Below are 24895 nucleotides of genomic sequence, written 5' to 3'. Positions count from 1 at the left end.
AAGAGAATTACTGCTGCGGGATGGCCGGGACATCCGGTTCGGAAAGCGTTGGCATACCAAACATGCCGACGAATTCATCCAGCGGCATTTTTTGGCCGTTGAGCGTTACCTGACCGTTCGCATACTGCAGGCTGGAGCCGATGGTGTTGTCCTGTACCGTCGTGACGCGGAACATTTGACCCATTGCGGCGAGGCCATTGACCTGCTGCTTCGCCATCGCTGCCGCTTCTTCCTGCTGATAGCCTTCCAGTTTGGCAATCTGAGTCATGAACTCAATCGCCATATCCATCGGGATAGCCAGTTTAGCGTCCAGTGATTTCACTGCGCGATCCACTTCCTGGGCCAGCGTTTTTGATTCTTCCTGGTTAGCGTTCGGATCTTTCAGGAACAGCGACAGGTTAAAGGTTGTCGAGCCTTTAGCATTCTTCCAGCTCAGCGGTGCAACGGTGACAACCGGCTCACCCTTCATCAGGATTGGCAGGGCGCTGAAGAACGCCTCTGTTACTTTTTGCTGATAAAGCTCAGGGTTTTGCACCATGTCAATCTGCGACATCAGCGCTTTGGTTTGGGCGCTATACTGCTGGCTGAACTGATGTAATGCCTCACCATCAATCTGGCCTACTTTCAGCGTCAGTTTACCGCTACCCAAATCCTGTCCCTGCAATTTCAGGCTGTTGAGCGTGTAATCCAGCTGGCTGTTAACGGTTTTTCCATCGTTAACCAGATCAGATTTACCATCGATTTCCATGCCTTCCAGAACGGCTAACTCTTTGCCTTCGACAGAAATAGACAGCTTATCGAGTGACAGTTTCTGATCGCCAATACGTTCACCAAAGCTGGCTATCGAGCTTGAGCCGTCCGTTTTCAGGTTATTAAAGGTAACTTGTACCTTCTGATCGTACTCGTTAACGGCATTCACCACACCGCTTTGCGCTTCACCGGTCAGGGAAACCACGTTACCGTCTTTGTCGGCGTTGAGCTGGAACTCACCGCCGCTAAAGGCCACTTTCTCATCGCCTTTTTCGTAATTCAGCGGCTTGAGAGAAACATCAGAACGGGTATCGCCGCTATAACCAACGCGGGAATTGATGGTGAAAGGGGATTCACCCTTGGCAATGTCAAACAGCGGCTTTGTGACGTCATTGTTCACCAGCGTGGTTTTTACGGCGGCCATCGCTGGAATAAGGTTCAATGATTTAAGCTGGGACAGCGGGAAGGGGCCGTGATCGACGGATTCATCCAGAACGATGCTTTGCCCTGACTTCAGCCACGCATTTTCCTGACCCGCGACAGGTTTCACCACCAGTTGTAACTGGCTGCTGAACACGCCGCGCTGGTAGTTCTGATAACTCAGCTCAATGCCCGCCTCAGGCGAAAGACGTTTGAGCTGATCGTTTGTCTGCGCCACCACCTCAGCGAGATGGGTTTCCAGTTTCTTTCCCGTGAACCAGGCGCCGCCCGTCCAGACGATCCCCAGTGCAACCACCACACCCGCAGCTACCAGCGTTTTTTTCATTTTGATATCCATAAAATAAAACCAGGCGTTTGAAGACGCCTGGAGGAGTGACATGTCTTTGACCTACTACTAGCTTAGCAAGAGTTGTTAAAAATATCAGTATCTTGCTACAGCTTGTTATAAACCCGCGCTAAACGACCGGTACCGCTGACGTTCACCGGTGAATCATTGGCGCTGATAAATGCCGATTCACCCGCTTTCAGTACCAGACGTTGCTCACCCTTGCTCAGCACGGCTTCGCCCTCTACGCAGAACAAAATGGCAGCGCTGTTCTGGCTGATGGTGGCTTCCTGGGCGGACAGCTCATGCAGGGAGAAGGCGAAGTCGTCAACCGGGATCGGGAAGTCCAGTTCCCTACCTGTTTTAACAGGGGTCGTCAGCAGTTGATTAGCCGGTTTAGCTACAAACTGAACGTTGGCGACCAGTTCAGGAATATCGATATATTTTGGCGTTAGTCCGGCGCGCAGTACGTTATCGGAGTTGGCCATCACCTCGAGCGCCACACCTTGCAGGTAGGCGTGCGGGGTTTCGGCGAACAAGAACATCGCCTCTCCTGGATTGAGCTTAACGACATTGAGCAGCAGCGGAGAGAACAGGCCGCTATCGTCTGGGTAGACGTCCGCTATCAGGCGGATGGTTTGCCACGGCTCACCCTGCTGGCTGTTAAGGGCGGATTTGAGTACTGCCAGCGCGCGAGATTTTTCCTCGCCCTGCATATTCAGCAAGCTGGCGAAGAGATGGCTCAGACTCTCAGCGTTGGGTTCCTGCAGGAAGTGAGCAATGGCAGGATGCGCGCCAGAAACCGGCTGTAGCAACGCCACAATGTCAGAGAACTCGCGGAACGCATTCATGGCCAGGAAAGGCGTCAGGGCAAACACCAGTTCGGGCTTGTGGTTAGGATCTTTGTAGTTACGCTCGGCGGCATCCATCGGGATCCCGGCGGCGTTTTCTTTGGCAAATCCGACCTCAGAATTGTGTTTGTTCGGGTGGACCTGGATCGAAAGGGGCTGCGCGGCGCAGAGCACTTTAAACAAGAAGGGCAGTTCACCAAAACGTTTTGCCACGGCATCGCCTAAAAGTGCGGACTTATCGTGCTCGATAACGTCGCGCAGAGAAACCGTCTGACCGTCGGCCCTCTGAACCTGAGAACTGCTTTTCGGATGTGCGCCCATCCACAGCTCTGCCATCGGCTGCTGGGTCGGATTTTCAATGCCATAAAGTTCCGTTAACGCAGTTTTACTTCCCCAGGCGTAGTTCTGCACTGAGTTGATGAGTTTTTGCATTATCAAGCCCTGTTTCAATGTGGAATTATCTCCGACTATTAAACCAAGAAACCCTCGGGGAAGTAACCTGCACATGTAAAAAGTCGTACTTGTCTCAGTTTTTGTTAAAAAATTGTGTAGGATATGGTGACTCGCTTTTAATACCCTGAGCAATTCTGGTTGCGCAAAGGCCGTTGCTGCCGCAACCCGAACCGCGACAGGGAAGCAGGGCAATGGAACATCTGCCCAGAGAATAACCAGACCGAGCAGTAAGTGAGAGCACAATGTCAAACAAACCCTTTCATTATCAACATCCTTTCCCCCTCAAAAAGGATGATACCGAATACTATCTGCTGACCAGTGACCATGTTTCCGTTGCCGAATTTGAAGGGCAGGAAATCATTAAAGTTGCTCCGGAAGCGTTAACCCTCCTTGCACGGCAGGCATTTCATGATGCTTCGTTTATGTTGCGTCCGGCACATCAGCAGCAGGTTGCGGATATTCTTCGCGACCCGGATGCCAGCGAGAACGACAAATATGTAGCCCTGCAATTCCTGCGTAACTCCGACATCGCGGCGAAAGGTGTTTTACCGACCTGCCAGGACACCGGTACGGCGATTATTGTTGGTAAAAAAGGGCAACGAGTCTGGACCGGTGGCGGCGATGAAGCGGCCCTCGCGCGCGGGGTGTATAACACCTATATCGAGGATAACCTGCGCTATTCGCAAAACGCCGCGCTGGATATGTATAACGAGGTCAACACCGGGACTAACCTGCCGGCACAGATAGACCTGTATACCGTGGACGGTGACGAGTATAAATTCCTCTGCATCGCTAAAGGCGGCGGTTCGGCGAACAAAACTTATCTGTACCAGGAAACCAAAGCGCTGCTCACGCCGGGCAAATTAAAAAATTACCTGGTTGAGAAAATGCGTACGCTGGGAACCGCAGCCTGTCCGCCTTATCACATTGCTTTTGTGATTGGTGGAACCTCGGCAGAAGCCACGCTGAAAACCGTTAAGCTGGCGTCGGCAAAATATTATGATGAATTGCCAACTGAAGGTAACGAGCATGGTCAGGCGTTCCGCGATGTTGAACTGGAAAACGAACTATTAATAGAAGCGCAGAATCTTGGCTTAGGCGCACAGTTCGGCGGGAAATACTTTGCTCACGATATCCGCGTGATCCGTCTGCCGCGTCATGGCGCGTCGTGTCCGGTGGGTATGGGGGTTTCCTGTTCTGCCGATCGCAATATCAAAGCCAAGATCAACCGTGATGGTATCTGGATAGAGAAGCTGGAACATAATCCAGGCAAATACATCCCGGAAGAATTGCGTCAGGCTGGTGAAGGTGAAGCGGTACGCGTCGATCTTAACCGCCCAATGAAAGAGATCCTGGCTCAGCTGTCGCAGTATCCTGTCTCCACGCGACTGTCACTGAATGGCACGATCATCGTCGGACGTGACATTGCGCATGCAAAACTGAAAGAGCGTCTGGATAACGGTGAAAATTTGCCGCAATATGTTAAAGATCACCCTATCTATTACGCCGGTCCGGCGAAAACCCCGGAAGGTTATGCTTCGGGTTCGCTTGGCCCAACCACGGCCGGGCGTATGGACTCGTATGTTGACCAGCTTCAGTCCGCTGGTGGCAGCATGGTCATGCTGGCAAAGGGCAACCGCAGCCAACAGGTTACCGATGCCTGCCATAAACATGGCGGTTTCTACTTAGGCAGTATTGGCGGTCCTGCGGCTGTGCTGGCGCAGGGTAGTATCAAGAGTTTGGAATGTGTGGAATACCCGGAACTGGGGATGGAAGCCATCTGGAAAATTGAAGTGGAAGATTTCCCGGCGTTTATCCTGGTGGATGACAAAGGCAATGATTTCTTCCAGCAGATTCAGACGTCGCAGTGCGCACGCTGCGTTAAGTAACGTCAGCCGCCCTCCGGGGCGGTTTTTTTTTATCGCACGAACCACCAAACGACAGTTTTATCCTCGTTAATACTCATAAGACCAACGCAAGTGGGCAATGTCGAAACATAACCTAATCAATCGGTAATATAAGGGGAAGGTAATGGTAACGGTACGCCGCGAGAATGATTCAATGGGGGCGATTGATGTCCCGGCCGATAAACTTTGGGGCGCGCAAACACAACGATCGCTGGAGCATTTTCGTATCTCTACAGAGAAAATGCCGGTCTCGCTGATCCACGCGCTGGCGCTGACAAAACGTGCCGCCGCGAAGGTTAACCAGGACCTGGGGCTGCTGGCGGAAGAAAAAGCGAACGCCATCATGCAGGCGGCAGATGAAGTCCTGGCAGATAAACACGCTGATGAGTTTCCGCTGGCTATCTGGCAGACCGGTTCCGGTACGCAAAGCAATATGAACATGAATGAAGTGCTGGCGAACCGGGCCAGCGAATTGCTGGGTGGTGTGCGGGGGATGGAGCGTAAAATACACCCCAACGATGATGTGAATAAAAGCCAAAGTTCAAACGATGTTTTCCCCACGGCGATGCACGTTGCCGCATTGCTGGCACTGCGGAAATCGCTGATCCCGCAATTACAGGTGTTAACCAAAACGTTGAGCGATAAATCCCACGCGTTTGCGGATATCGTCAAAATTGGTCGTACGCATCTGCAGGATGCCACCCCGTTGACGCTGGGTCAGGAGATTTCTGGCTGGGTTGCAATGCTGGAACATAACCTGAAGCACATTGAAAACAGCCTGCCGCACGTTGCCGAACTGGCTTTGGGAGGAACTGCCGTTGGTACCGGGCTGAATACCCATCCCGAATACGCTCGCCGGGTAGCGGATGAACTGAGGGTGATCACCTGTGCTCCGTTTGTTACCGCACCGAATAAATTTGAAGCGCTCGCCACCTGTGATGCGCTGGTCCACGCCCATGGCGCGCTGAAGGGTCTGGCGGCGTCGTTAATGAAAATCGCCAACGATGTGCGCTGGCTGGCATCCGGCCCGCGTTGTGGCATTGGCGAGATAGCGATTCCTGAAAACGAGCCCGGCAGCTCCATCATGCCCGGCAAGGTCAATCCTACCCAGTGCGAGGCGCTGACCATGCTGTGCTGTCAGGTGATGGGGAATGATGTCGCCATCAATATTGGCGGGGCCTCAGGTAATTTTGAGCTCAACGTCTACCGACCTATGGTTATCCATAACTTCCTGCAGTCGGTCCGCCTGCTGGCCGACGGTATGGAAAGCTTTAACGAACACTGTGCGACCGGGATTGAGCCGAATCGTGAGCGCATTGACCAGTTGCTCAATGAATCACTGATGCTGGTGACTGCGCTGAATACCCACATTGGGTACGATAAAGCCGCTGAGATCGCCAAAAAGGCTCACAAAGAAGGGCTGACCTTAAAAGCTTCCGCGCTGGCGCTGGGCTACCTTAGCGAAGCTGAGTTCGACAGTTGGGTGCGTCCTGAACTGATGGTTGGCAGTATGCGACCAGGCAGTTAATCCGCAACATACAGGTGCAGCCGGGGGATAATCAACCTTAACGGCTGCGCCTCTGGTTTAAAGCGGTGCTGCACGTTGTCGGCATCGTAATTCAATAACTCACCAATGTCCGGCACGCTCATACCGTTATCGCTATTAATCAGCGCAATCAGCGGCGTCGGGCAGGCATATTGCACCTGTTTTTGCTGCCCTTTGTACCAGACTCGGGCGATGGGCTGTACCTTCACTGGTCTTTTAATCTTCAGTTTAGCCTGTTGTGGTAGGGCAGAAATGTCCTGATATTCACGTTCAAGCTTCGCCTGCCACTCTTCACGCGTCCAGGGATGTACGCTGCGCGGTGAGGACAGGCTCTTTTCCAGCTGTTGCAGCACCTCATCGCGTTTCAAATTTTTAATAATGTGTTTGTTGGCCCAACCGAATCGCAGGGTGGCGGGTTCTCTGACTACCGTTAACGTGCGGTATGCGTTGAGGGTGATAAGTCCAGGTAAATGGCGATGCACCCATTCGAAACGCGCGGCGGGCGGCAACCCTGAATCCACCGTTACAATACGCTCAAAGGTTGTTTTCAACTGGTTGATACGTTGGATTTGCGTTTCCAGCGTAGCCTGTGAAGAGCTGTCTACCTGATAGCACAGCACGCCGGGTAGACGAACAGCAGCTTTACTGCTGCGATTCTCAGATTGCTGTTGAATAAACAGGTGGCGATAGTGGCGCAACGCCAGATTTTCAGCGTCTTTGCCTAAATGTTGTTTAACGTCGATGGCATCCAGCGGGGCGTGCTCTGACTCCTTTGCGATTTCTGGTAGTGAGAACACGCGGGCAATCAGCAGCGTATGCTGCTGGAGGTTTTCCGTAAATTGCGCCAGTTCCTGCTCCATCTGGCGAAAAGTGCCGTTCAGACGTTCAACGAGATCGTAGCGAGCCATAGTGTTACCATTTTAGTTACAACATACTTTTTTATAACATAGCCAAAGCCACCTGACCACCGAGCTGTAGGGGTCAGGCAGCAGAAAATTCAGGAATGTGATGCCAGATGGGCCAGCTAAAGGTGAAACGCGCGCCGCCCAGTTCGCTTTCGTCACACATCACTGTGCCACCCATGGCCAGAGCAATTGAGTGGACGATGGCCAGCCCGAGTCCGCAGCCGCCGGTGGCCCTGTCGCGGCTGGGATCGAGGCGTACGAACGGTTCGAAAATCTGCGCGCGGGCGTCCGGTGCAATGCCGGGGCCATCATCTTCGACGGTAAGCATCGCCTGATTGCCCTGCAGCAGCAGGCTGACGTGTACCGTAGACTGGCAATAGCGCAGGGCGTTGTTGAGTAAATTATCCAGAACACGCTCCATCAGGCGCATATCCAGCGCACCGTAATCACCGGAGGCCAGATGACGCAGGCACACCGAACGTTCAGGATTAACGCTTTGCACATCTTCCAGATGGGTAGTTAGCCACGCGGGCAAGTTTGGCACCGTGAGTTTTAACTCATTCTGCGGTCGGTCGAGCCGCGCGTAGGTGAGCAATTCTTCAATGAGCGCTTCCAGCTGACCAATATCACGATTCAGCGCCTGGGATTCCTGCTCAGTGAGGTTATCGCTCATCTCCAGTCGGTAGCGTAAGCGAACCAGCGGCGTGCGCAGCTCATGGGCAATACCGTCAATAAGCTGTTTTTTGCTGGCGATCAGCGCATTGATGTTATCCGCCATCTGATTAAATGCCACGCCGAGTCGCTCAAAGCTGGAACCGTTGTCAAAATGCAGACGTTCGCTCAGGTGTCCTTCACCAAAACGTTGTGCGGCTGCTTCCAGTCTTAGCATTTCCTTCCAGTGCGGACGCATCCAGATAAGCACCGGGAAGGCCAGCGAGATGGCAATAAATGCCATCAGCGCGACGTCCAGTAAGCGCATTTGATGCAGAAAATAGAGATAGGGAACCGGGCCGACGGCAAGAACGTAATGGCTGCGTGGAATACGCTGAATAAAGGTGTACTGATCGTCGAGCGCGACGATATCGCCCTCGCGCAGACGCTGCTGGGTGGGGGCATCCAGCCGGTATTTAGTCAGCGGCTCCACGCGCAGATCAAACGAGAGGTTTAAATCCATCTCTTTTAGCGTTTTACCCCAATCTCGTGGTGGGATCTCGCGGAGTTCACTGCGCATCAAATATAAAGAGCTTTTCATTAAGTCATCGAGCGACTGTCTGCCTGCGCGTTCTGCGGTGAATTTGTATACCAGGCCGACCAGCAGGGTCATCACCAGAAAGCAGACGAACAGCAACAGATAAAACTGCACAAACAGCTTTTTCATAGAAAATCACCGGGCGCTCAAGGAGTTGGCTAATACGCTTTTGCAGTCAAGGGATTACGTCACCCACTGAAACAGGATTCGGACTCCATCAGGCGCACTTATCCCGGTAGAGTACACGGTATACATATTTTCTGCATGAGTAGTGGAGCCTCAAATTCTTAGAACGTACAGAAAGCGAGCAACTGCTGAACTATAATAAACCAGGAAGTTAAACAGGCTAGGCAAGTGGCGATAACTCTAAAATCTCTCATTACTTCATTGTATTAAATCACTTTCCCTCTCATGGACTCTTTATTTTTCACACACAGCGTATGTTGATGATTTCTATTGATAATGGCATGTAATGTGATTTTTGCATCTGGGTTATCAATGGTTCGTCATTGCCATACGACCACTAATGGAATGATTAAAATGAAGAAAATATTTGGTCTTATTGCTTCACTTACCCTTCTGTCTGGTCCTGCTATTGCTGCGTCGGCACCAGATTGCGTGAAGGTCGATAACGCTCAAATCGAAGCGCTGTTTGATAAGTGGAACGCGACGTTGAAAACGGGCAACGCGAAGACGGTTTCGGAAAATTATCTTAGCGATGCGGTGCTACTGCCCACGGTATCCAATAAAGCCCGTTTAACGGATGCTGAGCGGGTTGATTATTTCGAGCATTTTTTGGCGAAGAAACCTACAGGGAAAATTGACACTCGCACCATTCGACTGGGTTGCAACAAGGCGATAGATACCGGTACTTACACATTTACCTTCGCGGATAAATCCACCGTTTCAGCGCGATATACTTTCACTTACGCATGGGATGGTAAAGAGTGGAAAATTTCTACCCATCATTCTTCGGCTATGCCTGAGGGGTAAAAACGGTGCAGGGGGCGAGAATTCAGCGCTCCCTGTTTTTATCGCTTATATGATTTTTATTTTATTCTGCATTTCATGATGTATCTCTGTGTAAAACAGGACAAACGATCTGTTTTCTAACCACCGGTTTGGTCATTTCTCGAAGGTTGTATTTTTGAAACTAGCATAAAATTCTGTACAGGTGTAGGTGTGGACCTGAACTGTCATCGCTATAATGCTGCAAAAATTTCGTAAAACGTTCCCGATGGCAGTGAACACAGACTGACCATGATGGGCAATACTTTGGAAAGCATATGTTCAGTACCTGGCTCAGCCGATGGGGCCTTATCCCGGATGGTGTTGCGATCGTTACCCATACCTCGCAGCTGTTACCCGTGACGACAATTAACGGTGGTCAGAAAGCGATACTCAAGATCACCGATGATGCAAGCGAACGAACCGGCAGTGGGCTAATGGTCTGGTGGGATGGAGAAGGGGCGGCGAAGGTGCTGGCCCATGAGGAAGGGGCGTTACTTTTAGAACGGGCCACCGGAACGCAATCGCTGGCAGACATGTCCCGGGCGGGCCAGGATGAGCAGGCCTGCCGCATCATTTGCCATACTGCCCGTCAACTCCATGTTGCGCCGAGTGCCTTAACACCTGTACTCACGCCCCTTGAACACTGGTTTCGCGATCTTGCACCGGCAGCACACATTCATGGAGGGATCATGCTACGTTGCGCGCGGGCAGCCAAAGTGCTGCTCTCCTGCCCGCAAGATGTCGCGGTACTGCACGGCGATTTACACCACGGTAATGTGCTTGATTTTGGTCAGTCGGGATGGCTTGCCATCGACCCTAAAGGGCTCATTGGTGAACGCGGGTTTGATTACGCCAATATTTTCACCAATCCCGATCTTGCTGACCCACGTTTTGCTGTCGCTATTGACTCACAGCGATTCACCCAACGCGTCAGCATCGTCTCAGAGGCAGCCGGGCTTGAACGCGAGCGTCTTCTGCTGTGGATTGCGGCCTGGTGTGGTCTCTCTTCAGCGTGGTTTCTGCAAGAAGGGGGCAACGCAGAAATAACCCTGCGCGTGGCGGAACTCGCGCTCACCGAACTGGCCTCAGGATCTCTGCAACTTTGATCTACGACACTGGGTTAGTAATTCTAAAACGTTATCATTAGGCTGATAAATATTTGATTCACCAATCAGCAAATGGCAGGTTACGTTGTGTTTTTTATTAAAAAGTTAATGGGCCGAAAACAATGAATCCGTTGTTTTCAGTATGTAAAAAGCGCCCGGATATTATGCTGCTGGTGGCGTTTTTGGTTGGCGCAAATATTGTGGCATGGTTGTGGGCTTTCACAGCATTCAGCCAGCACACCTCGCTTCTGGCTCTGTGCCTTGTCGCCTGGTGTTACGGTTTGCGCCACGCCGTGGATGCCGATCATATCGCCGCCATCGACAGCGCGACGCGTAAACTGATGCAGCAGAAAAAGCGCGCATTGACTACGGGAGCGTGGTTTTCGCTAGGGCACTCCACAATAGTGGTTCTGGCAAGTATTGGCATCGCCCTTACCACCAGCGTGTTTAAACATCATATGACGTGGTTTCAGAATGTTGGGAGCGTGATTGGTACGTTCGTCTCCGCTGCGTTCTTGCTTATTCTGGCGACCATCAATTTGATCATCTTCATTCAGGTGTGGAAAGCATTCCGCCAACTGAAACGCACGGGCACCTACGACGGAATCACGGAAGCGGTCACGGTTTCAGGTCCTTTGAACTGGTTATTCCGCTCGGCCTTCAGGCTGGTGGGAAAAGACTGGCATATGTATTTTGTCGGTTTTTTGTTTGGACTGGGTTTTGATACTGCCACGGAAATTTCGCTGTTAGGCATTTCTGCCTCAGGTGCGTCCAGTGGAATGTCCATCTGGTCCATTCTGGTGTTCCCGGCGCTGTTTACCTGCGGTATGGCGCTGATTGATTGCCTTGACAGTATTCTGATGGTCGAGGCTTACGGCTGGGCCTTTAATAAACCGCAGCGTAAGTTGTATTACAATATGACCATTACCGGAACCTCGGTGATTGTGGCGGTATTTATTGGCGGACTGGAAGCGCTGGGATTGCTGTCAGATGCGTTTTCACTTCAGGGGGGAATGTGGGATACGGTGAGCAATTTGAGCGATCACATGGGCAATGTCGGATTTATGATTATTGCCGTATTTCTCTCCTGCTGGATCCTCTCCGCGCTGAATTATCGCTGGAAAAACTACGATGGATTAACGCTCAGCTAGCATAAAAAAGCCTTCCTTTGGCAGGAAGGCTGTTATCTGACATCGTTCTCAGCGGTTAATCAGCTTCGCTGACTTGCGTTGCTTGTGGCTGTCCGACTGTTTCTTTATGCAAAATTCGGTTAGCCAGCACGCCCGACATCATCGACCCGTTTACGTTTAATGCGGTCCTCGCCATATCGACAATCGGCTCAATGGCAATAAAAATCCCCACCAGAGCGACCGGGAAGTTCAGCGTTGAAAGCACGATCAGTGCGGCAAATGTTCCGCCGCCTCCGACGCCCGCCACCCCAATCGACCCCAGCGCAATCGCCGGTAGCATCGCGAGCAAAAAGTGCACTGACAGTGGGTCAATGCCCATCGTTGGCGCAATCATCGCAACCATAATGGCAGGGTAAATCCCGGCGCAGCCATTCTGACCCATACTGGAACCAAATGAGGCTGCGATATTCGCTATGGTATTTTGTACGCCAAATTTTTCTTGCGCGGTAATAGCCAGTGGAATAGAGGCCGCGCTGCTGCGTGAAACAAACGCAAAGGTTAAAACCGGCCATACGGTTTTAAAATAGTGAACGGGGTTGTTTCCACTCAGCAGCAGAATCAGCGCATGCACGATAAACATCATCAGCACGGCAATGTAGCAGGCGGCAATAAAGCCTAACAGGCTGGCAAATTGTTCAAACCTGTACGCGGAAAATACGCCAGCCATTAATGCCATCACGCCATAGGGGGTGAGGGCAATAACGATGCGCACCATTTTCATCACCCAAATCTGGATGGCGTTAATGCCTGCGCTTAATTTTTCACCTTCTTGTGGCGCATCTTGTTTCACTTTTAATAGTGCCACTCCGGCGAGCAGAGTGAAGATTACAATACCGATAACAGAAACGCTTCTGGCCCCGGTAAGATCGAGGAAGATATTGGTGGGGATCAGAGAGGTGACCAGTTTAGGCAGTGAAACGGCCGCTGTTTTACTCACATCATCAGCCGTTAGCGTGGATTGCATATGACCAAAGGCGCTGGCGTCCAGGCCTAAAATGTGGGCGGTCAACAGACCAACAAACCCGGCAATCATCACCAGACAGAGCATACATCCCACGATGGTGAGCGACATTTTTCCTATGCCGGCGCTGTTTTCGAGCTTATTTATCGCCGAGAGAATAGAGATAAATATCAGCGGAACTGCAACCAGTTTAAGTAAATTTACATAACCGTTACCGATGATGTTATACCAGTCGATAACCGTTTTACTGTTGTCGGCAGCAATAAAATGAAGTGATAAGCCAATAACGGCACCGATAAAAATGGCAATAAAGACGCTTTTGGAAAGGGAGTGACTTTTTTGGTCGATTCTGAATATTGCCCATGAACAAACCAAAAATAACGCGATATACGCGGTAGTAACGAACATATTGTAGCCTCTTGCCTCATTCAGCACCTGAAATGCCGGAAAGAGATGTAATTATCTGAAATAAACCTGCGTGCCATCAGGACTCAGGACCGGGACGGATTATAGGGAGAGGGGAACCAGGCAGCCACACAAAAAGTGTGGATCAACCTTGGGCAAGGTCTTTATGCTTATCCTGTAAACAATTTACGTGACAGTGTAACGTTTATAGTTTATTCGGCTGGTCAAATAACCAGCCAGTCGCAGTTATTTGCGCGGTTCGTCATCCCAGGCGTGAGGGGCAAACAGATAACCTTTATTACGGATGGTCTTGATGCGGTACGGTTCCGTGGCGTTATCCAGCAATTTTTTACGCAGACGGGAAATCGCCACATCAACGCTGCGGTCCAGTCCGTCATAGCTCACGCCGCGCAGATTTTTCAGTAACGCATCGCGATCCATAATGTGCCCTGCATGGGTTGCAAGTTCCCACAGCAGTTCGAAATCAGCGGTAGACAGAGAGACCGGTTCACCCGCAAGCAGTACGGAACGATTGGTCGGGTCGATAGTCAGCGTACCAAAGCGCAGCGTGGTATGCGGCGTTAGGGTCGCCGTCTGAATACCTTTCGACTGAGTCGAATGCTCATTCTGGCGTAAATGCAGGCGCAGGCGGGCCAGCAGAACTGCCGGGGGGGTGGTTTTTAAAATGTAATCACAGGCGCCCATCTCGAGCGCAAGAATATGGTTCATATCGCTGTCGAGAGACGTCAGCAGAACAATCGGACCCTGCCAGCGTCCGCGTAAATCGCGGCAGATGGTCATACCGTCTTTGCCCGGCAGCATTATGTCTAACAACACCAGGTCGGGTTGAACGTGCAGGATCTTCTCTTCGGCCAAATCGCCACGCGGTTCGAGGATAACCTCGATATCGTGCCGGGCAAGGTAGGCGGCAATCAGCGAGCCGACTTCAGGATCATCTTCAACAAATACGATGGTGTTCATATCATTCATTTTGAATATAAAGCGCCAACATACACCGACCTCGTTTTTCCTTCCATTAATCTTTTCTAAACAACAACGCTTCCGTTATGCTAGAGGCTGATGTTATCGATGTGTTAAGGCAGGATGATGGGGCTCGTTATAAAAGCGGCGCTGGGTGCGCTGGTAGTGGTTCTGATTGGTGTGCTGGCTAAAACAAAGAATTACTATATTGCCGGGTTAATTCCGCTGTTCCCGACATTTGCGCTGATCGCTCACTATATCGTGGCCAGCGAGCGTGGGATCGACGCATTACGCACCACAATAGTCTTCAGTATGTGGTCGATTATTCCCTATTTTATCTACCTTGTTTCACTGTGGTATTTCACCGGATTTATGCGCCTGCCCGTCGCGCTCGGCGGATCGGTGGTGTGCTGGGGCCTGAGCGCGTGGCTGCTGATTATCTGTTGGGTAAAACTGCACTAACGCAGGTGGCGGCCGCCATCCACGGCAAAACTGCGACCGGTGACAAAACAGCTGGTCAACAGATAATCTATTAAATCAATGACCTCTTTCTCGCCAGGCGCGGTTTTCATCAGCGATTTGTTAAGCGCCTGCTGGCGATATTCGGCGTCGTCACTTTCGTTAAACAGGATCAGCGACGGGGCGATGGCGTTGACTTTGACTTCCGGCGCCAGTTTACGTGCAAATGAGCGGGTCATGTTGTCCAGCGCCGCTTTACTGGCCGCATAAGCAATATGCTTGTCGCTACCGCGCTCGACGACGTAATCCGTAAAATGGATGATGTCGCTCGCTGCGTGGCCGTGACCGCGAAGCAGGCTTTCCAGCGCATGGTTGAGCAGGTAGGGCGTGTTGACATGGATTTGCATCATGCTGGACAGCACGTCAGACAGGTGCGCACCGGGCTTTTCTGCTACCCAGGCGCTGGCATTATGCACGATAGCGCGTAATCCATCCGTCCGGTTTTTTACGTCGTCGGCAAAGGCCAGTACGCCGGCGTCGGTCGAAAAATCGGCCTGGATGCACACCGCTCCCGCTCCTTGCAGACTATCAATCGACGGGTAATGTGTTCGATAGCTGACAATTACCGGCTGTTTTTGATTCAGAAAATGCCATGCGATAGCGAGGCCGATGCGACGGCCTGCGCCGGTGATAAGTATTGGCAAAGGGGGGTTTTTACCCATCGTAATCTCCATTAGCAGCAAACGATGGGTATGACGTTTATCCCATCAACATCCAGGTTGCCGGAACAGCGGCGACCAGCAAAAGACCTATCAATACCAATTCCTGGCGGTTCAGTACGTTATCATGCGTGTGCGTTTTTCGGGCGTAAAGGAAAACCAGCAACCCTGGCGCATACAGCACCACTGACAGTAACAGGTGCATTGGACCTGAGGCATATAATAACCATAAGCCATAAATACATGCACCGACACCCACTGCCTGATGAATCGGACGGGTGGCGATCTTCAGCAAAAACGCACCAACCAGAAAATACGGTACCAGAATCATCTCAGAGGCAATCGTGAGCAACGTATTGTAGTCAGAGCCGGTGAGCCAGATCAGCACCAGACATACTTGCACACAGATGTTTGTGAGCCACAGCGAAGCCGATGGCGCACCTTGCGCATTTTGACGTGCGAAAATGCGCGGGAATGCTTTGTGAGTGGAGGCCAGGAACGGCACTTCGGCCGCCATAATGGTCCAGCTTAAATAAGCGCCGCAGACGGAAACAATCAGGCCTGCCGCAATAATAATTTCCCCCCAAGGTCCCATCATTTTGACCATCAGTCCGGCCATTGACGGGTTACGGATCTCCGCCAGTTCCGGGCGGGCAACCACGCCAAGAGAAAGCAGGGTAACCAGCAGATAAACGCCCAGGGCGGCAAGAACCGCCAGCAGCGTGGCGCGACCAACATCGCGTTTATTGCGCGCGCGCGCGGAAACCACGACCGCGCCTTCCACCCCGATGAATACCCACAGCGTGATGAGCATGGTGTTTTTAACCTGTTCCCAGACCGGAACACCCAGCGCAATGCCGGTAAAATCCAGGGTAAAGGTATCGAGCTTGAATAGCATAAAGGCCAGCACGACGAACAGGCCGAGCGGCAATAATTTCGCCAGCGTCGCTACCAGATTAATGCTGGCCGCAGTCTGTACGCCGCGCAAAACCAGAAAGTGGACTACCCACAGCAGCACCGATGCCCCAACGATAGACTGCCAGGTATTTCCGTCGCCAAATAACCGCAATTCTGGGGTATCGGTAAAGAAGCTGAGCGCAGAAAAAACGATCACCAGATAAGAAACGTTAGCGATAACGGCGCATAGCCAGTAACCCCACGCCGAGCAGAAGCCAATCAGTTCGCCAAATCCTTCACGCGCGTAGGTAAAAATACCGCCGTCCAGTTCAGGGCGAATGCGCGTCAGGATAAGCATGGCAAAGGCGAGCAGGAGAATTCCCGCGCCGGTAATCGCCCACCCAATCAGTAATGCGGCCGGGCTGGCTACCGCTGCCATATTTTGTGGCAGGCTGAAAACACCCGCGCCGAGCATTGAGCTTAAAACCAGCGCGGTTAGTGCGCTCAGACCCAATTTCTTTTCCATTTGTATCCAGTGACAAAAACGAGAGTGAGAGAATAATTATTTTGGCAAACCGCATAAAAATGGTGAAAGCCACTAAGGCGCGGGATTTTACGGAGAGAAGAGAGCGCATGCAACGGTTGCGGAAAAATTTGTGACTTAAAAAGCGAAAGGCGGCAAAAAGCCGCCTTATTTTACTACAAATGCCGCTTACTTATACAGATCGGCACTGATGGTCATGTTGTTACCACGTTCCTGCCACTGGCGGGTGATGTGGTAGTACTTCGCGCCTTTTTTCGCGGCGCGTTTAGCAACTTGATAAGAGACTTCAGTCATGTTGCCGTAGTTACCGGTGAACTTGATGCTGTCAAACGGCACCATCATAGCCGCCGTTGCTTTGTTCAGTTCTTCTACTTTCGTACCGTCCGGTAGCGTGACAGTGTAACGCCCACCTTTGGTTGACTGGGTTTCGAAGAAACGACCGACTTCAGCACTTGGAGATGCGGTAGTGGCGACGCCCGGGATTTCAACTTTCTTAGCGGCTTCGCCACCGGCTGCTAACGCAGCGCGTCCGGCATCGGAATCTGCCGGGATTGCGTCAGGGCTTTGTACAACACGTTTTTTCGCATCTTCTTTATAGATAAACGCGGTAATACGCTGGTTGCCGCCCTGGTTGGCATCAACCTGACGGACGATGTAGAAAGAGTAAGCCCCTTTCTCTCTCGCTGCTTTGGTGATGGCGTCATTGACTTCAGGCTGACTGCGGTAGAAACCCTGCACCGTAACGGTATCGAAAGGTTCTATCAGAACGGCCTGATCTTTAGGTAATTCTACAACGCCGTTGATGACGCGATTCTTGTTGGCTTCCGCTTTTTCAGCGTCGGCTTTATAGACGTCGGCGACGACACGCCAGTTACCGCCGCTGCCAAAATCTGAGGTATCAACAACATAAAAGGAGGCTGCGCCGTCTTTATCTGCACGACGGGATACGGCGGCAACCGCATCACCGATAGCATTAAAACGACCGGTCACCACAATGCGGTCATAGGGTTTCAGGGCAGCCGCTTGCTCCGGCGTCAATTCTGTCGCTGCATTTACAGAAAAAGCAGTCGCAGAAAGAAGTGCGGACGCCAGGAGAGTGTTCTTAAGCTTCATAAAAATAATCCTTCGCCTTGCGCAAACCAGGTACTGGTATTGTTATTGACTAGAAACGTCGCTGATTATTGCATTTAAATTGTGTCAGTGTCTGCGTCATTTTTCACTCATCGTGCCAGCCGTCGTAACAACATCGATAACATTTAGTGATATGTCTAAAAATTCGGCATTTGAGCGCTAAAACTGATAAACCGATTGAATTTCATAAGTTAATTTAATGTTAACCAATTGTTCTGTGGTGGCGCTTAATCATGTTTTGCCGCTTCGCTTGAGCGAATTATCGGCCTTTGCGGGCTATTTCAAGGGCATTATCCCTGTCTGCGGGTAAATTCATCCCAGTTTTGCGAATTTCATAATAAATACTGTTTTTTGGCGCTAGATCACAGGCGCTAATTTCAGTAGGTTATACAGAGTTTGTTACTGTTTAATTTTGTTGGGGTAATACTGACCTCTTACGTGAGTGCGCGCAGGCCGCTTGCGAACATTGATAAACCATCATCAAAAATACAGATGGAAGGGAACATTATGCGAATTGGCATACCAAGAGAACGGTTAACCAATGAAACCCGTGTTGCAGCCACGCCGAAGACGGTTGAGCAGTTGCTGAAACTGGGTTTTAGCGTCGTGGTTGAAAGCGGCGCGGGTCAACTGGCGAGTTTTGACGACAAAGCGTTTGTACAAGCGGGCGCGGAAATTGTTGACGGCGAGGCTGTCTGGCAGTCAGAGATTATCCTCAAGGTCAATGCACCGGAAGAGTTTGAAATTCCGTTACTCAATCCAGGGACCACGCTGGTCAGTTTTCTCTGGCCGGCACAAAACCCCGAGTTACTGAAAAAACTCGCCGAGCGCAATGTCACGGTAATGGCAATGGACTCCGTGCCGCGTATTTCGCGTGCGCAGTCGCTGGATGCGCTCAGTTCGATGGCCAACATCGCCGGATATCGCGCCATTGTTGAGGCCGCGCATGAATTTGGCCGTTTCTTTACCGGACAAATCACCGCAGCGGGTAAGGTTCCTCCTGCCAAAGTGATGGTGATCGGTGCCGGCGTTGCTGGCCTGGCAGCCATTGGCGCGGCAAATAGTCTGGGGGCGATTGTTCGCGCCTTCGATACGCGCCCGGAAGTGAAAGAACAAGTGCAGAGTATGGGCGCTGAGTTCCTCGAACTGGATTTCAAAGAGGAAGCGGGCAGCGGCGATGGCTACGCCAAGGTGATGTCCGAAGCGTTCATCAAAGCCGAGATGGAACTGTTTGCCGCGCAGGCGAAAGACGTCGATATTATCGTGACTACTGCGCTGATCCCAGGCAAACCCGCGCCGAAACTGATTACCCGCGAAATGGTTGATTCGATGAAAGCGGGCAGCGTGATTGTCGATTTAGCGGCGCAAAATGGTGGTAACTGCGAGTACACCGTGGCGAATCAGGTAACCACCACCGAGAACGGCGTTAAGGTTATTGGCTACACCGACCTTCCGGGGCGTTTACCGACGCAGTCCTCTCAGTTGTACGGAACCAACCTCGTTAACCTGCTTAAGCTGCTGTGCAAAGAGAAAGACGGCAATATCACCGTGGATTTCGACGATGTCGTGGTGCGCGGTGTGACGGTGGTTCGCGACGGTGAAATCACCTGGCCTGCGCCGCCGATCCAGGTTTCTGCTCAACCGCAGTCAGCACCAAAAGCCGCACCTGCCCCTGTAGAAGAGAAAAAACCGGTTTCACCGTGGCGTAAATACGCCCTGATGGCGCTGGTCGTGATTCTGTTTGGCTGGCTTGCTGATGTCGCGCCAAAAGAGTTCCTTGGCCACTTTACGGTGTTCGCGCTCTCCTGCGTGGTGGGTTACTACGTGGTATGGAACGTGTCGCATGCGCTGCATACGCCGCTGATGTCCGTGACCAACGCCATCTCCGGGATCATCGTTGTGGGGGCATTATTGCAGATAGGCCAGGGTGGCTGGGTGAGTTTCCTGAGCTTTATCGCGGTACTTATTGCCAGCATTAATATTTTCGGTGGCTTCACCGTGACTCAGCGCATGCTGAAAATGTTCCGGAAAAACTAAGGGGTAGCACATGTCTGGAGGATTAGTTACAGCTGCATACATTGTTGCCGCGATCCTGTTTATTTTCAGTCTGGCGGGGCTTTCTAAACATGAAACGTCCCAGCAAGGTAATAACTTCGGCATCGCCGGGATGGCGATTGCGCTGATAGCAACGATTTTTGGCCCGGAAACCGGCAGTGTGGCGTGGATTCTGGTGGCCATGATCATCGGCGGCGCGATCGGTATTCGTCTGGCAAAGAAAGTCGAGATGACCGAGATGCCGGAGCTGGTGGCAATTTTGCACAGCTTCGTCGGCCTGGCTGCGGTGCTGGTCGGTTTTAACAGCTACCTGTATCACGAAGCGGGCCTGGAACCGATTCTGGTGAACATTCACCTGACGGAAGTGTTCCTGGGTATCTTCATCGGTGCGGTGACCTTCACGGGGTCTATCGTGGCATTCGGTAAACTGCGCGGTAAGATCTCCTCTAAGCCGCTGATGCTGCCGAACCGTCACAAACTGAACCTTGCGGCGTTGGTGGTTTCGTTCCTGCTGCTGGTGCTGTTCGTGCGTACTGAAAGCGTGGGCCTGCAGGTTCTGGCGTTGCTGGTGATGACCCTCATCGCGCTGGCGTTTGGCTGGCATCTGGTGGCGTCCATTGGCGGGGCAGATATGCCGGTTGTGGTGTCGATGCTGAACTCCTATTCTGGATGGGCGGCAGCGGCGGCGGGCTTTATGCTGAGCAACGACTTACTGATCGTCACCGGTGCGCTGGTTGGTTCCTCGGGTGCGATCCTGTCTTACATTATGTGTAAGGCGATGAACCGCTCCTTCATCAGCGTCATTGCCGGTGGTTTTGGTACCGACGGTTCCTCTACTGGCGACGATCAGGAAGCGGGCGAGCATCGCGAGATCACGGCGGAAGAAACGGCAGAAATGCTGAAAGAATCGCACTCGGTGATCATCACCCCGGGCTACGGCATGGCGGTGGCGCAGGCACAGTATCCGGTGGCTGAAATCACCGGGAAACTGCGCGCTCGCGGCATCAAAGTACGTTTCGGTATTCACCCGGTTGCCGGGCGCCTGCCGGGGCATATGAACGTGCTGCTGGCGGAAGCGAAAGTACCTTACGATATCGTGCTGGAAATGGATGAAATCAACGATGATTTCGCCGACACCGACACCGTGCTGGTTATTGGCGCGAACGATACCGTCAACCCGGCGGCCCTGGACGATCCGAAAAGTCCAATCGCTGGAATGCCGGTACTGGAAGTGTGGAAGGCGCAAAACGTCATTGTGTTTAAGCGTTCGATGAATACCGGTTACGCTGGTGTGCAGAACCCACTGTTCTTTAAAGATAACACCCACATGTTGTTTGGCGATGCTAAAGCCAGCGTGGATGCAATTCTGAAAGCGCTGTAATCGTCAGCTAAAAGCGAAACGGCCTCTGCGGAGGCCGTTTTTTATTTCACGCCTTGTTGAGATCGCTCAGCAAAATGGCAATGCTTTGGCCACCCTCGGTTTGTTCGAGCGCAATTTTAACGATGATGGTGAGCGGCACGGAAAGCAGCATGCCTACCGGTCCCAGCAGCCAGCCCCAGAAGATCAACGACAGAAACACCACCAGCGTAGACAATCCTAGTCCGCGCCCCATGATGCGTGGTTCAAGAATATTACCGAATACCAGGTTAATCGCCAGATAGCCCGCCAGCACCACCAGGGCGTCGTAAAATCCGCTAAACACCAGTACCTGCGCAATAGGGGGGATTGCCGCCAACACGGAGCCGATGTTAGGAATATAGTTCAGCGCGAAGGCCAGCAGGCCCCAGACAAAAGCAAAGCGGACATCCAGTGCAGCAAGCATGCCCCAGGCGACCAGTCCTGTGACGATGCTGATGGCCGTTTTGAGCACCAGGTAGTGTGACACGCTGTCGATTGCACGTTGAATTGCCGCCATTCCCTCAGCCGGTCGGCTCATCATCTGTTTCAGTTTACTGGGTAACTGCGGGACCTCCAGCAGCATAAACACCACAGTCAGCAGCAGTAAAAAAATCGATGACATGGCATTGGACAATTGCGTCAGTAAATTGGTCACCAGCGTCATTGCTGCGTTAGGGTCGATATATTTAACGAGTTCATCGACAGAAACGCCAATTCCCGCGCGCTGCAGCCACGGTTCAATGTTTTTCAGCGGGATCACCAGCGAAGAACGATATTGCGGCAGCGTTCTGGCTAATTCATTTAAGGATGTCCCTAAATACGCTAAAAGCAGCACCATTAGCATCACAATAATAACAACCAGTAATGACACTGCGAATACTCGTGGAATGCGAAGTTTGACCATCCGCTGGACCACAGGGCTAAGCACCACGGCAATAAATAACGCCAGAATAAAGGGTACGACGATGTCGGCCGCGACGCGGATGCCGGTTAAAATGATCACCAGCATACCCAACATAATGACTAATTTTAGACCGCTAAGCGTGATGATCGGTTTCGCCATGTTTATTCCTGAATAGTTATCCTGAATCTGGATAATAGTGTGATTTGCGTCGAAGGGTTATAACAAAAATCAAACAGATAGGGTAAAGAAGTGCAAAGTTTTTGAGTTCGCGTTGAACCTATGATACAAATTACGTGTGTATAACTACCGAGGACAATTATCATCCGCGATGACGAGAAGCAACACTGCGGATAATTGTAATATTATGGACAATACGTTCAGGATGTTTTTGCGTTTACCCACACTTCTCCGTACCTCCTCTACTTTCCTGCTTGCAGGTGAGCAACTCTGGCGCAACGCGCTTTAGTCCTTTCTTCTGCCTGAGCTGGCGTTACGCGCCGAGCTATCTGATTTTATTTTTTGGTTTGCTGCATGCAGTAAGCCCAAAGGACTATATTCTCAAGCAGGAGAAGCATCATGTTTTACTGGATTTTATTAGGTCTGGCCATTGCGGCTGAAATTACAGGCACGCTGTCGATGAAATGGGCAAGCGTAGGCCATGGTAATACAGGCTTTATTTTAATGCTGGTAATGATCGCCTTATCGTATATTTTTCTCAGTTTTGCCGTTAAAAAAATCGCCCTCGGCGTGGCTTACGCGTTATGGGAAGGCATCGGTATTTTATTTATTACGCTGTTTAGCGTGCTGTTATTTGACGAAACCTTGTCGGTGATGAAAGTGGCGGGATTAGTCTCGCTGGTGTTCGGTATTGTGCTGATTAAATCTGGCACGCGAAAGCCCGCAAAACCGAGGAGGGAGGTGACCCATGCAGCAGTTTGAGTGGGTTCACGGTGCCTGGCTGGGTATGGCCATCGTGCTGGAAATTGTCGCTAACGTCTTCTTGAAATTTTCCGATGGTTTTCGCCGTAAAGCCTATGGTGTGCTGTCATTGGTCGCTGTGCTGGCAGCGTTCAGTGCGCTGTCCCAGGCGGTAAAAGGCATTGACCTTTCCGTGGCTTATGCCTTGTGGGGGGGATTCGGGATTGCCGCCACGTTGGCCGCAGGCTGGGTGCTTTTTGGTCAGCGCCTGAATAATAAAGGTTGGATCGGCGTCGTATTGCTGTTGGCCGGCATGATCATGATTAAACTCGCCTGATATAACGCTGCCTGCATTCGCGGGCAGCATGTTGTTATCCCTTCGCTAAGGCTTCCAGTTTATCGCGAAAACCGGTCACTGAAATGGCGCGGTTATCGGCCCGCCAACGATCTTTAGCCGCCGGAGCGGAGCTTTGCACGCCGATCAATTGCCAGCCCGAATCTGTCTTTAACATCAGTGGAGAGCCGCTGTCGCCAGGGAGCGTGTCGCACTGGTGGGACATGACGGTGTTTTGCGCCCAGCCAGTCACCACACAATCCTGATGCGTATACAGGTCGTCAAGGTGGTCTTCCGGGTAGCCTGACTGGGTTACTTTGCGATCTGCTGCTTTCAGCGCTGCGGTTAACGCGGCTTTATCGCCTTCATATAAGGGAAGCGGCGTAATTCCTGACGGCGGGTAACGCAACACCACCAGACCAAAATCCCACGGTGCCGCTGAAGGGGGCACAATCCAGCCATCGCCATCCGCTTTTAAACGCTTGCCAAGTGAAGGGTCAACCCGTCCCTCAATGCCGTGGATTTCATAGCGCCAGACGCCTTTTTTTGACACAAAGCGCAGTGCAACAGCTTTATCTGGTTTGCCCTTAGGGGGCGTTAATAGACAGTGTCCAGCGGTCAGGGCCAGGCGCGGCGAAATGAGCGTAGCCGTACACAGGTTACCGCTGGCGGTTTCCAGCTGCCCGATAGCGTCCCAGGGGGATTGGGTCGGATCCGGAATTTGTACACGATCGTCATGGCCAAAAAAGAGCGTTTTAATGTCTTCAGCCTCAGTGCCGGGCGTTGCTGGCCGATCCGCATGCGCAATGACAGGAGAAAGACAAATAGAACCCAGTAATACCGCAATGGTTTTATGCATATCATACTCTGGTGGGGAATTATGATTATTAAAAGCAAACCCTCAATGAATACTATAGACGGGACGGCGGGAAAGTGGGAGTAAAATCAGGTAACTACACTCAGGAAAGATAGAAGTGCGTAGCAATAAGGCCGCAAATAATCAGTGTGATAAGAATGAACTCAAAGCGGTAATGGGACACCATTTTACCCTCCGAAACGCGGCGCTAAACCAGGAAGACTTAGCGCCGTATATGCTGGCGTGGGGGACGCCAGCGTTGTTACTGATGGATTATGCTGCGGGTTGAGTTGCCGGTTTGGCCGCTTCGTGTTTTACAGGTTTTTTGCTGCTCTTTTTAGCTGCCTGCGCTTTTTGCTCTGGTGCTTTTTGTTCTGCTGCAGGTTTAGCGGTGGTTTTCTTGGTGTGTTTTTTGGCAGATTGCGCTTTCTGCGGTGCTGCTTTGTGCTGTTTTTTATGATGCGTGGTTTTTGCCGGGGCGGCTTTGGTGGTGGCAGCAGCGGCCGGAGTAGTGGTAGCCGTTGTTTCAGCAGCAAAAGCAGCAGAAGACAGACCCATAGCAGCGGCAACAACCAGAGCTAATACTTTTTTCATTGTC

The 24895-nt window shown here is 51.7% G+C and carries 24 protein-coding genes; 12 read left to right on the top strand and 12 right to left on the bottom strand.

The features are described from left to right. Positions 1 to 7: 7 nt before the first annotated feature. Together JQ822_RS07315 and manA are read right to left on the bottom strand one after the other, a co-directional pair. Entirely contained in the window at positions 8 to 1516 is a 1509-nt protein-coding gene (locus tag JQ822_RS07315; RefSeq protein ID WP_213132889.1) for a YdgA family protein, read from the bottom strand. Positions 1517 to 1623: 107 nt separating this feature from the next. Then, positions 1624 to 2799 carry a mannose-6-phosphate isomerase gene (gene manA / locus JQ822_RS07310; RefSeq protein ID WP_213132888.1) on the bottom strand — a complete coding sequence of 392 codons (1176 nt, stop codon included), beginning with the start codon at positions 2797 to 2799 and terminating at the stop codon, positions 1624 to 1626. 263 nt (positions 2800 to 3062) lie between these two features. Between manA and fumB the strand changes: the two genes are divergently transcribed. Next, complete coding sequence (gene fumB / locus JQ822_RS07305; RefSeq protein ID WP_213132887.1) at positions 3063 to 4709, top strand: class I fumarate hydratase; 1647 nt, start codon at positions 3063 to 3065, stop codon at positions 4707 to 4709. A gap of 142 nt (positions 4710 to 4851) precedes the next feature. Further along, positions 4852 to 6255: a class II fumarate hydratase gene (gene fumC / locus JQ822_RS07300; RefSeq protein WP_213132886.1), complete on the top strand. Its 1404-nt coding sequence runs from the start codon at positions 4852 to 4854 to the stop codon at positions 6253 to 6255. On the opposite strand, the gene tus is transcribed toward fumC, so the two are convergent. Then, the gene (tus, locus tag JQ822_RS07295) at positions 6252 to 7181 is read right to left on the bottom strand and encodes a DNA replication terminus site-binding protein (protein ID WP_213132885.1); all 930 of its coding nucleotides are present in this window, start codon (positions 7179 to 7181) and stop codon (positions 6252 to 6254) included. The genes fumC and tus overlap by 4 nt on opposite strands. A gap of 73 nt (positions 7182 to 7254) precedes the next feature. Next, entirely contained in the window at positions 7255 to 8556 is a 1302-nt protein-coding gene (rstB, locus tag JQ822_RS07290; protein ID WP_213132884.1) for a two-component system sensor histidine kinase RstB, read from the bottom strand. A 411-nt stretch (positions 8557 to 8967) separates the two neighbouring features. Here rstB and JQ822_RS07285 point away from each other — a divergent pair, with 411 nt between their 5' ends. The 3 genes from JQ822_RS07285 to JQ822_RS07275 all read left to right on the top strand — a co-directional run bounded on the left by JQ822_RS07285 (position 8968) and on the right by JQ822_RS07275 (position 11695). Further along, entirely contained in the window at positions 8968 to 9420 is a 453-nt protein-coding gene (locus JQ822_RS07285; RefSeq protein WP_213132883.1) for an SgcJ/EcaC family oxidoreductase, read from the top strand. Positions 9421 to 9713: 293 nt separating this feature from the next. Continuing rightward, positions 9714 to 10544 carry an aminoglycoside phosphotransferase family protein gene (locus tag JQ822_RS07280; RefSeq protein ID WP_213132882.1) on the top strand — a complete coding sequence of 277 codons (831 nt, stop codon included), beginning with the start codon at positions 9714 to 9716 and terminating at the stop codon, positions 10542 to 10544. A 122-nt stretch (positions 10545 to 10666) separates the two neighbouring features. Next, the gene (locus JQ822_RS07275; RefSeq protein WP_213132881.1) at positions 10667 to 11695 is read left to right on the top strand and encodes a HoxN/HupN/NixA family nickel/cobalt transporter; all 1029 of its coding nucleotides are present in this window, start codon (positions 10667 to 10669) and stop codon (positions 11693 to 11695) included. Between the two features lie 55 nt (positions 11696 to 11750). On the opposite strand, the gene JQ822_RS07270 is transcribed toward JQ822_RS07275, so the two are convergent. Further along, positions 11751 to 13103: an L-cystine transporter gene (locus tag JQ822_RS07270; RefSeq protein WP_213132880.1), complete on the bottom strand. Its 1353-nt coding sequence runs from the start codon at positions 13101 to 13103 to the stop codon at positions 11751 to 11753. A gap of 243 nt (positions 13104 to 13346) precedes the next feature. After that, complete coding sequence (gene rstA / locus JQ822_RS07265) at positions 13347 to 14090, bottom strand: two-component system response regulator RstA (protein WP_213132879.1); 744 nt, start codon at positions 14088 to 14090, stop codon at positions 13347 to 13349. Positions 14091 to 14207: 117 nt separating this feature from the next. Between rstA and JQ822_RS07260 the strand changes: the two genes are divergently transcribed. Continuing rightward, positions 14208 to 14543 carry a GlpM family protein gene (locus JQ822_RS07260; RefSeq protein WP_213132878.1) on the top strand — a complete coding sequence of 112 codons (336 nt, stop codon included), beginning with the start codon at positions 14208 to 14210 and terminating at the stop codon, positions 14541 to 14543. Here JQ822_RS07260 and folM read toward each other — a convergent pair. The 3 genes from folM to ydgH all read right to left on the bottom strand — a co-directional run bounded on the left by folM (position 14540) and on the right by ydgH (position 17813). Next, the gene (folM, locus tag JQ822_RS07255; protein WP_213132877.1) at positions 14540 to 15262 is read right to left on the bottom strand and encodes a dihydromonapterin reductase; all 723 of its coding nucleotides are present in this window, start codon (positions 15260 to 15262) and stop codon (positions 14540 to 14542) included. The two genes, JQ822_RS07260 and folM, sit on opposite strands and share 4 nt — an antisense overlap. Positions 15263 to 15299: 37 nt before the next feature. Beyond that, positions 15300 to 16682, bottom strand: coding sequence for an amino acid permease (locus JQ822_RS07250; RefSeq protein WP_213132876.1), 1383 nt, complete (start codon positions 16680 to 16682; stop codon positions 15300 to 15302). Between the two features lie 186 nt (positions 16683 to 16868). Continuing rightward, complete coding sequence (ydgH, locus tag JQ822_RS07245; RefSeq protein ID WP_135321752.1) at positions 16869 to 17813, bottom strand: DUF1471 family protein YdgH; 945 nt, start codon at positions 17811 to 17813, stop codon at positions 16869 to 16871. A 525-nt stretch (positions 17814 to 18338) separates the two neighbouring features. On the opposite strand from ydgH, the gene pntA reads away from it, so the two are divergent. Together pntA and pntB are read left to right on the top strand one after the other, a co-directional pair. After that, on the top strand, positions 18339 to 19868 hold the full coding sequence (pntA, locus tag JQ822_RS07240; RefSeq protein ID WP_213132875.1) for a Re/Si-specific NAD(P)(+) transhydrogenase subunit alpha: 1530 nt from the start codon (positions 18339 to 18341) through the stop codon (positions 19866 to 19868). Positions 19869 to 19878: 10 nt separating this feature from the next. Further along, a complete protein-coding gene (gene pntB / locus JQ822_RS07235) occupies positions 19879 to 21267 on the top strand; it encodes a Re/Si-specific NAD(P)(+) transhydrogenase subunit beta (RefSeq protein WP_213132874.1) in 1389 nt (462 codons plus the stop codon). A gap of 46 nt (positions 21268 to 21313) precedes the next feature. Here pntB and JQ822_RS07230 read toward each other — a convergent pair whose 3' ends face one another. Continuing rightward, positions 21314 to 22348, bottom strand: a complete 1035-nt coding sequence (locus JQ822_RS07230) for an AI-2E family transporter (RefSeq protein ID WP_213132873.1) — start codon at positions 22346 to 22348, stop codon at positions 21314 to 21316. A 136-nt stretch (positions 22349 to 22484) separates the two neighbouring features. Between JQ822_RS07230 and JQ822_RS24620 the strand changes: the two genes are divergently transcribed. From JQ822_RS24620 to mdtI, 3 genes are all read left to right on the top strand, one after another. Next, positions 22485 to 22655, top strand: a complete 171-nt coding sequence (locus JQ822_RS24620; protein ID WP_446715003.1) for a protein YdgV — start codon at positions 22485 to 22487, stop codon at positions 22653 to 22655. Positions 22656 to 22762: 107 nt separating this feature from the next. Further along, entirely contained in the window at positions 22763 to 23128 is a 366-nt protein-coding gene (gene mdtJ / locus JQ822_RS07225) for a multidrug/spermidine efflux SMR transporter subunit MdtJ (protein WP_213132989.1), read from the top strand. Next, entirely contained in the window at positions 23115 to 23444 is a 330-nt protein-coding gene (mdtI, locus tag JQ822_RS07220) for a multidrug/spermidine efflux SMR transporter subunit MdtI (protein WP_213132872.1), read from the top strand. The genes mdtJ and mdtI overlap by 14 nt, the downstream gene beginning before the upstream one ends. A gap of 34 nt (positions 23445 to 23478) precedes the next feature. On the opposite strand, the gene JQ822_RS07215 is transcribed toward mdtI, so the two are convergent. Continuing rightward, positions 23479 to 24300 (bottom strand): trypsin-like serine peptidase, encoded by an 822-nt coding sequence (locus tag JQ822_RS07215; protein WP_213132871.1) that lies wholly within the window; start codon positions 24298 to 24300, stop codon positions 23479 to 23481. 115 nt (positions 24301 to 24415) lie between these two features. Here JQ822_RS07215 and JQ822_RS07210 point away from each other — a divergent pair, with 115 nt between their 5' ends. After that, the gene (locus JQ822_RS07210; RefSeq protein ID WP_213132870.1) at positions 24416 to 24586 is read left to right on the top strand and encodes a hypothetical protein; all 171 of its coding nucleotides are present in this window, start codon (positions 24416 to 24418) and stop codon (positions 24584 to 24586) included. On the opposite strand, the gene asr is transcribed toward JQ822_RS07210, so the two are convergent. Beyond that, positions 24571 to 24891 (bottom strand): acid resistance repetitive basic protein Asr, encoded by a 321-nt coding sequence (gene asr / locus JQ822_RS07205; protein WP_213132988.1) that lies wholly within the window; start codon positions 24889 to 24891, stop codon positions 24571 to 24573. The two genes, JQ822_RS07210 and asr, sit on opposite strands and share 16 nt — an antisense overlap. Positions 24892 to 24895: the final 4 nt, after the last annotated feature.

Source organism: Citrobacter sp. FP75 (assembly GCF_018342065.1).
In the GTDB taxonomy this organism is placed as follows: domain Bacteria; phylum Pseudomonadota; class Gammaproteobacteria; order Enterobacterales; family Enterobacteriaceae; genus Citrobacter.
The sequence above is the reverse complement of the archived record's forward strand: the minus strand, read 5'-3'. Positions and strand labels throughout refer to the sequence as shown.

Bases quoted from the DNA above. Each gene is read 5' to 3' on its own strand.
- JQ822_RS07315 (WP_213132889.1), bottom strand. From the start codon at position 1,516: ATGAAAAAAACGCTGGTAGCTGCGGGTGTGGTGGTTGCACTGGGGATC.
- manA (WP_213132888.1), bottom strand. From the start codon at position 2,799: ATGCAAAAACTCATCAACTCAGTGCAGAACTACGCCTGGGGAAGTAAA.
- fumB (WP_213132887.1), top strand. From the start codon at position 3,063: ATGTCAAACAAACCCTTTCATTATCAACATCCTTTCCCCCTCAAAAAG.
- fumC (WP_213132886.1), top strand. From the start codon at position 4,852: ATGGTAACGGTACGCCGCGAGAATGATTCAATGGGGGCGATTGATGTC.
- tus (WP_213132885.1), bottom strand. From the start codon at position 7,181: ATGGCTCGCTACGATCTCGTTGAACGTCTGAACGGCACTTTTCGCCAG.
- rstB (WP_213132884.1), bottom strand. From the start codon at position 8,556: ATGAAAAAGCTGTTTGTGCAGTTTTATCTGTTGCTGTTCGTCTGCTTT.
- JQ822_RS07285 (WP_213132883.1), top strand. From the start codon at position 8,968: ATGAAGAAAATATTTGGTCTTATTGCTTCACTTACCCTTCTGTCTGGT.
- JQ822_RS07280 (WP_213132882.1), top strand. From the start codon at position 9,714: ATGTTCAGTACCTGGCTCAGCCGATGGGGCCTTATCCCGGATGGTGTT.
- JQ822_RS07275 (WP_213132881.1), top strand. From the start codon at position 10,667: ATGAATCCGTTGTTTTCAGTATGTAAAAAGCGCCCGGATATTATGCTG.
- JQ822_RS07270 (WP_213132880.1), bottom strand. From the start codon at position 13,103: ATGTTCGTTACTACCGCGTATATCGCGTTATTTTTGGTTTGTTCATGG.
- rstA (WP_213132879.1), bottom strand. From the start codon at position 14,090: ATGAATGATATGAACACCATCGTATTTGTTGAAGATGATCCTGAAGTC.
- JQ822_RS07260 (WP_213132878.1), top strand. From the start codon at position 14,208: ATGGGGCTCGTTATAAAAGCGGCGCTGGGTGCGCTGGTAGTGGTTCTG.
- folM (WP_213132877.1), bottom strand. From the start codon at position 15,262: ATGGGTAAAAACCCCCCTTTGCCAATACTTATCACCGGCGCAGGCCGT.
- JQ822_RS07250 (WP_213132876.1), bottom strand. From the start codon at position 16,682: ATGGAAAAGAAATTGGGTCTGAGCGCACTAACCGCGCTGGTTTTAAGC.
- ydgH (WP_135321752.1), bottom strand. From the start codon at position 17,813: ATGAAGCTTAAGAACACTCTCCTGGCGTCCGCACTTCTTTCTGCGACT.
- pntA (WP_213132875.1), top strand. From the start codon at position 18,339: ATGCGAATTGGCATACCAAGAGAACGGTTAACCAATGAAACCCGTGTT.
- pntB (WP_213132874.1), top strand. From the start codon at position 19,879: ATGTCTGGAGGATTAGTTACAGCTGCATACATTGTTGCCGCGATCCTG.
- JQ822_RS07230 (WP_213132873.1), bottom strand. From the start codon at position 22,348: ATGGCGAAACCGATCATCACGCTTAGCGGTCTAAAATTAGTCATTATG.
- mdtI (WP_213132872.1), top strand. From the start codon at position 23,115: ATGCAGCAGTTTGAGTGGGTTCACGGTGCCTGGCTGGGTATGGCCATC.
- JQ822_RS07215 (WP_213132871.1), bottom strand. From the start codon at position 24,300: ATGCATAAAACCATTGCGGTATTACTGGGTTCTATTTGTCTTTCTCCT.
- asr (WP_213132988.1), bottom strand. From the start codon at position 24,891: ATGAAAAAAGTATTAGCTCTGGTTGTTGCCGCTGCTATGGGTCTGTCT.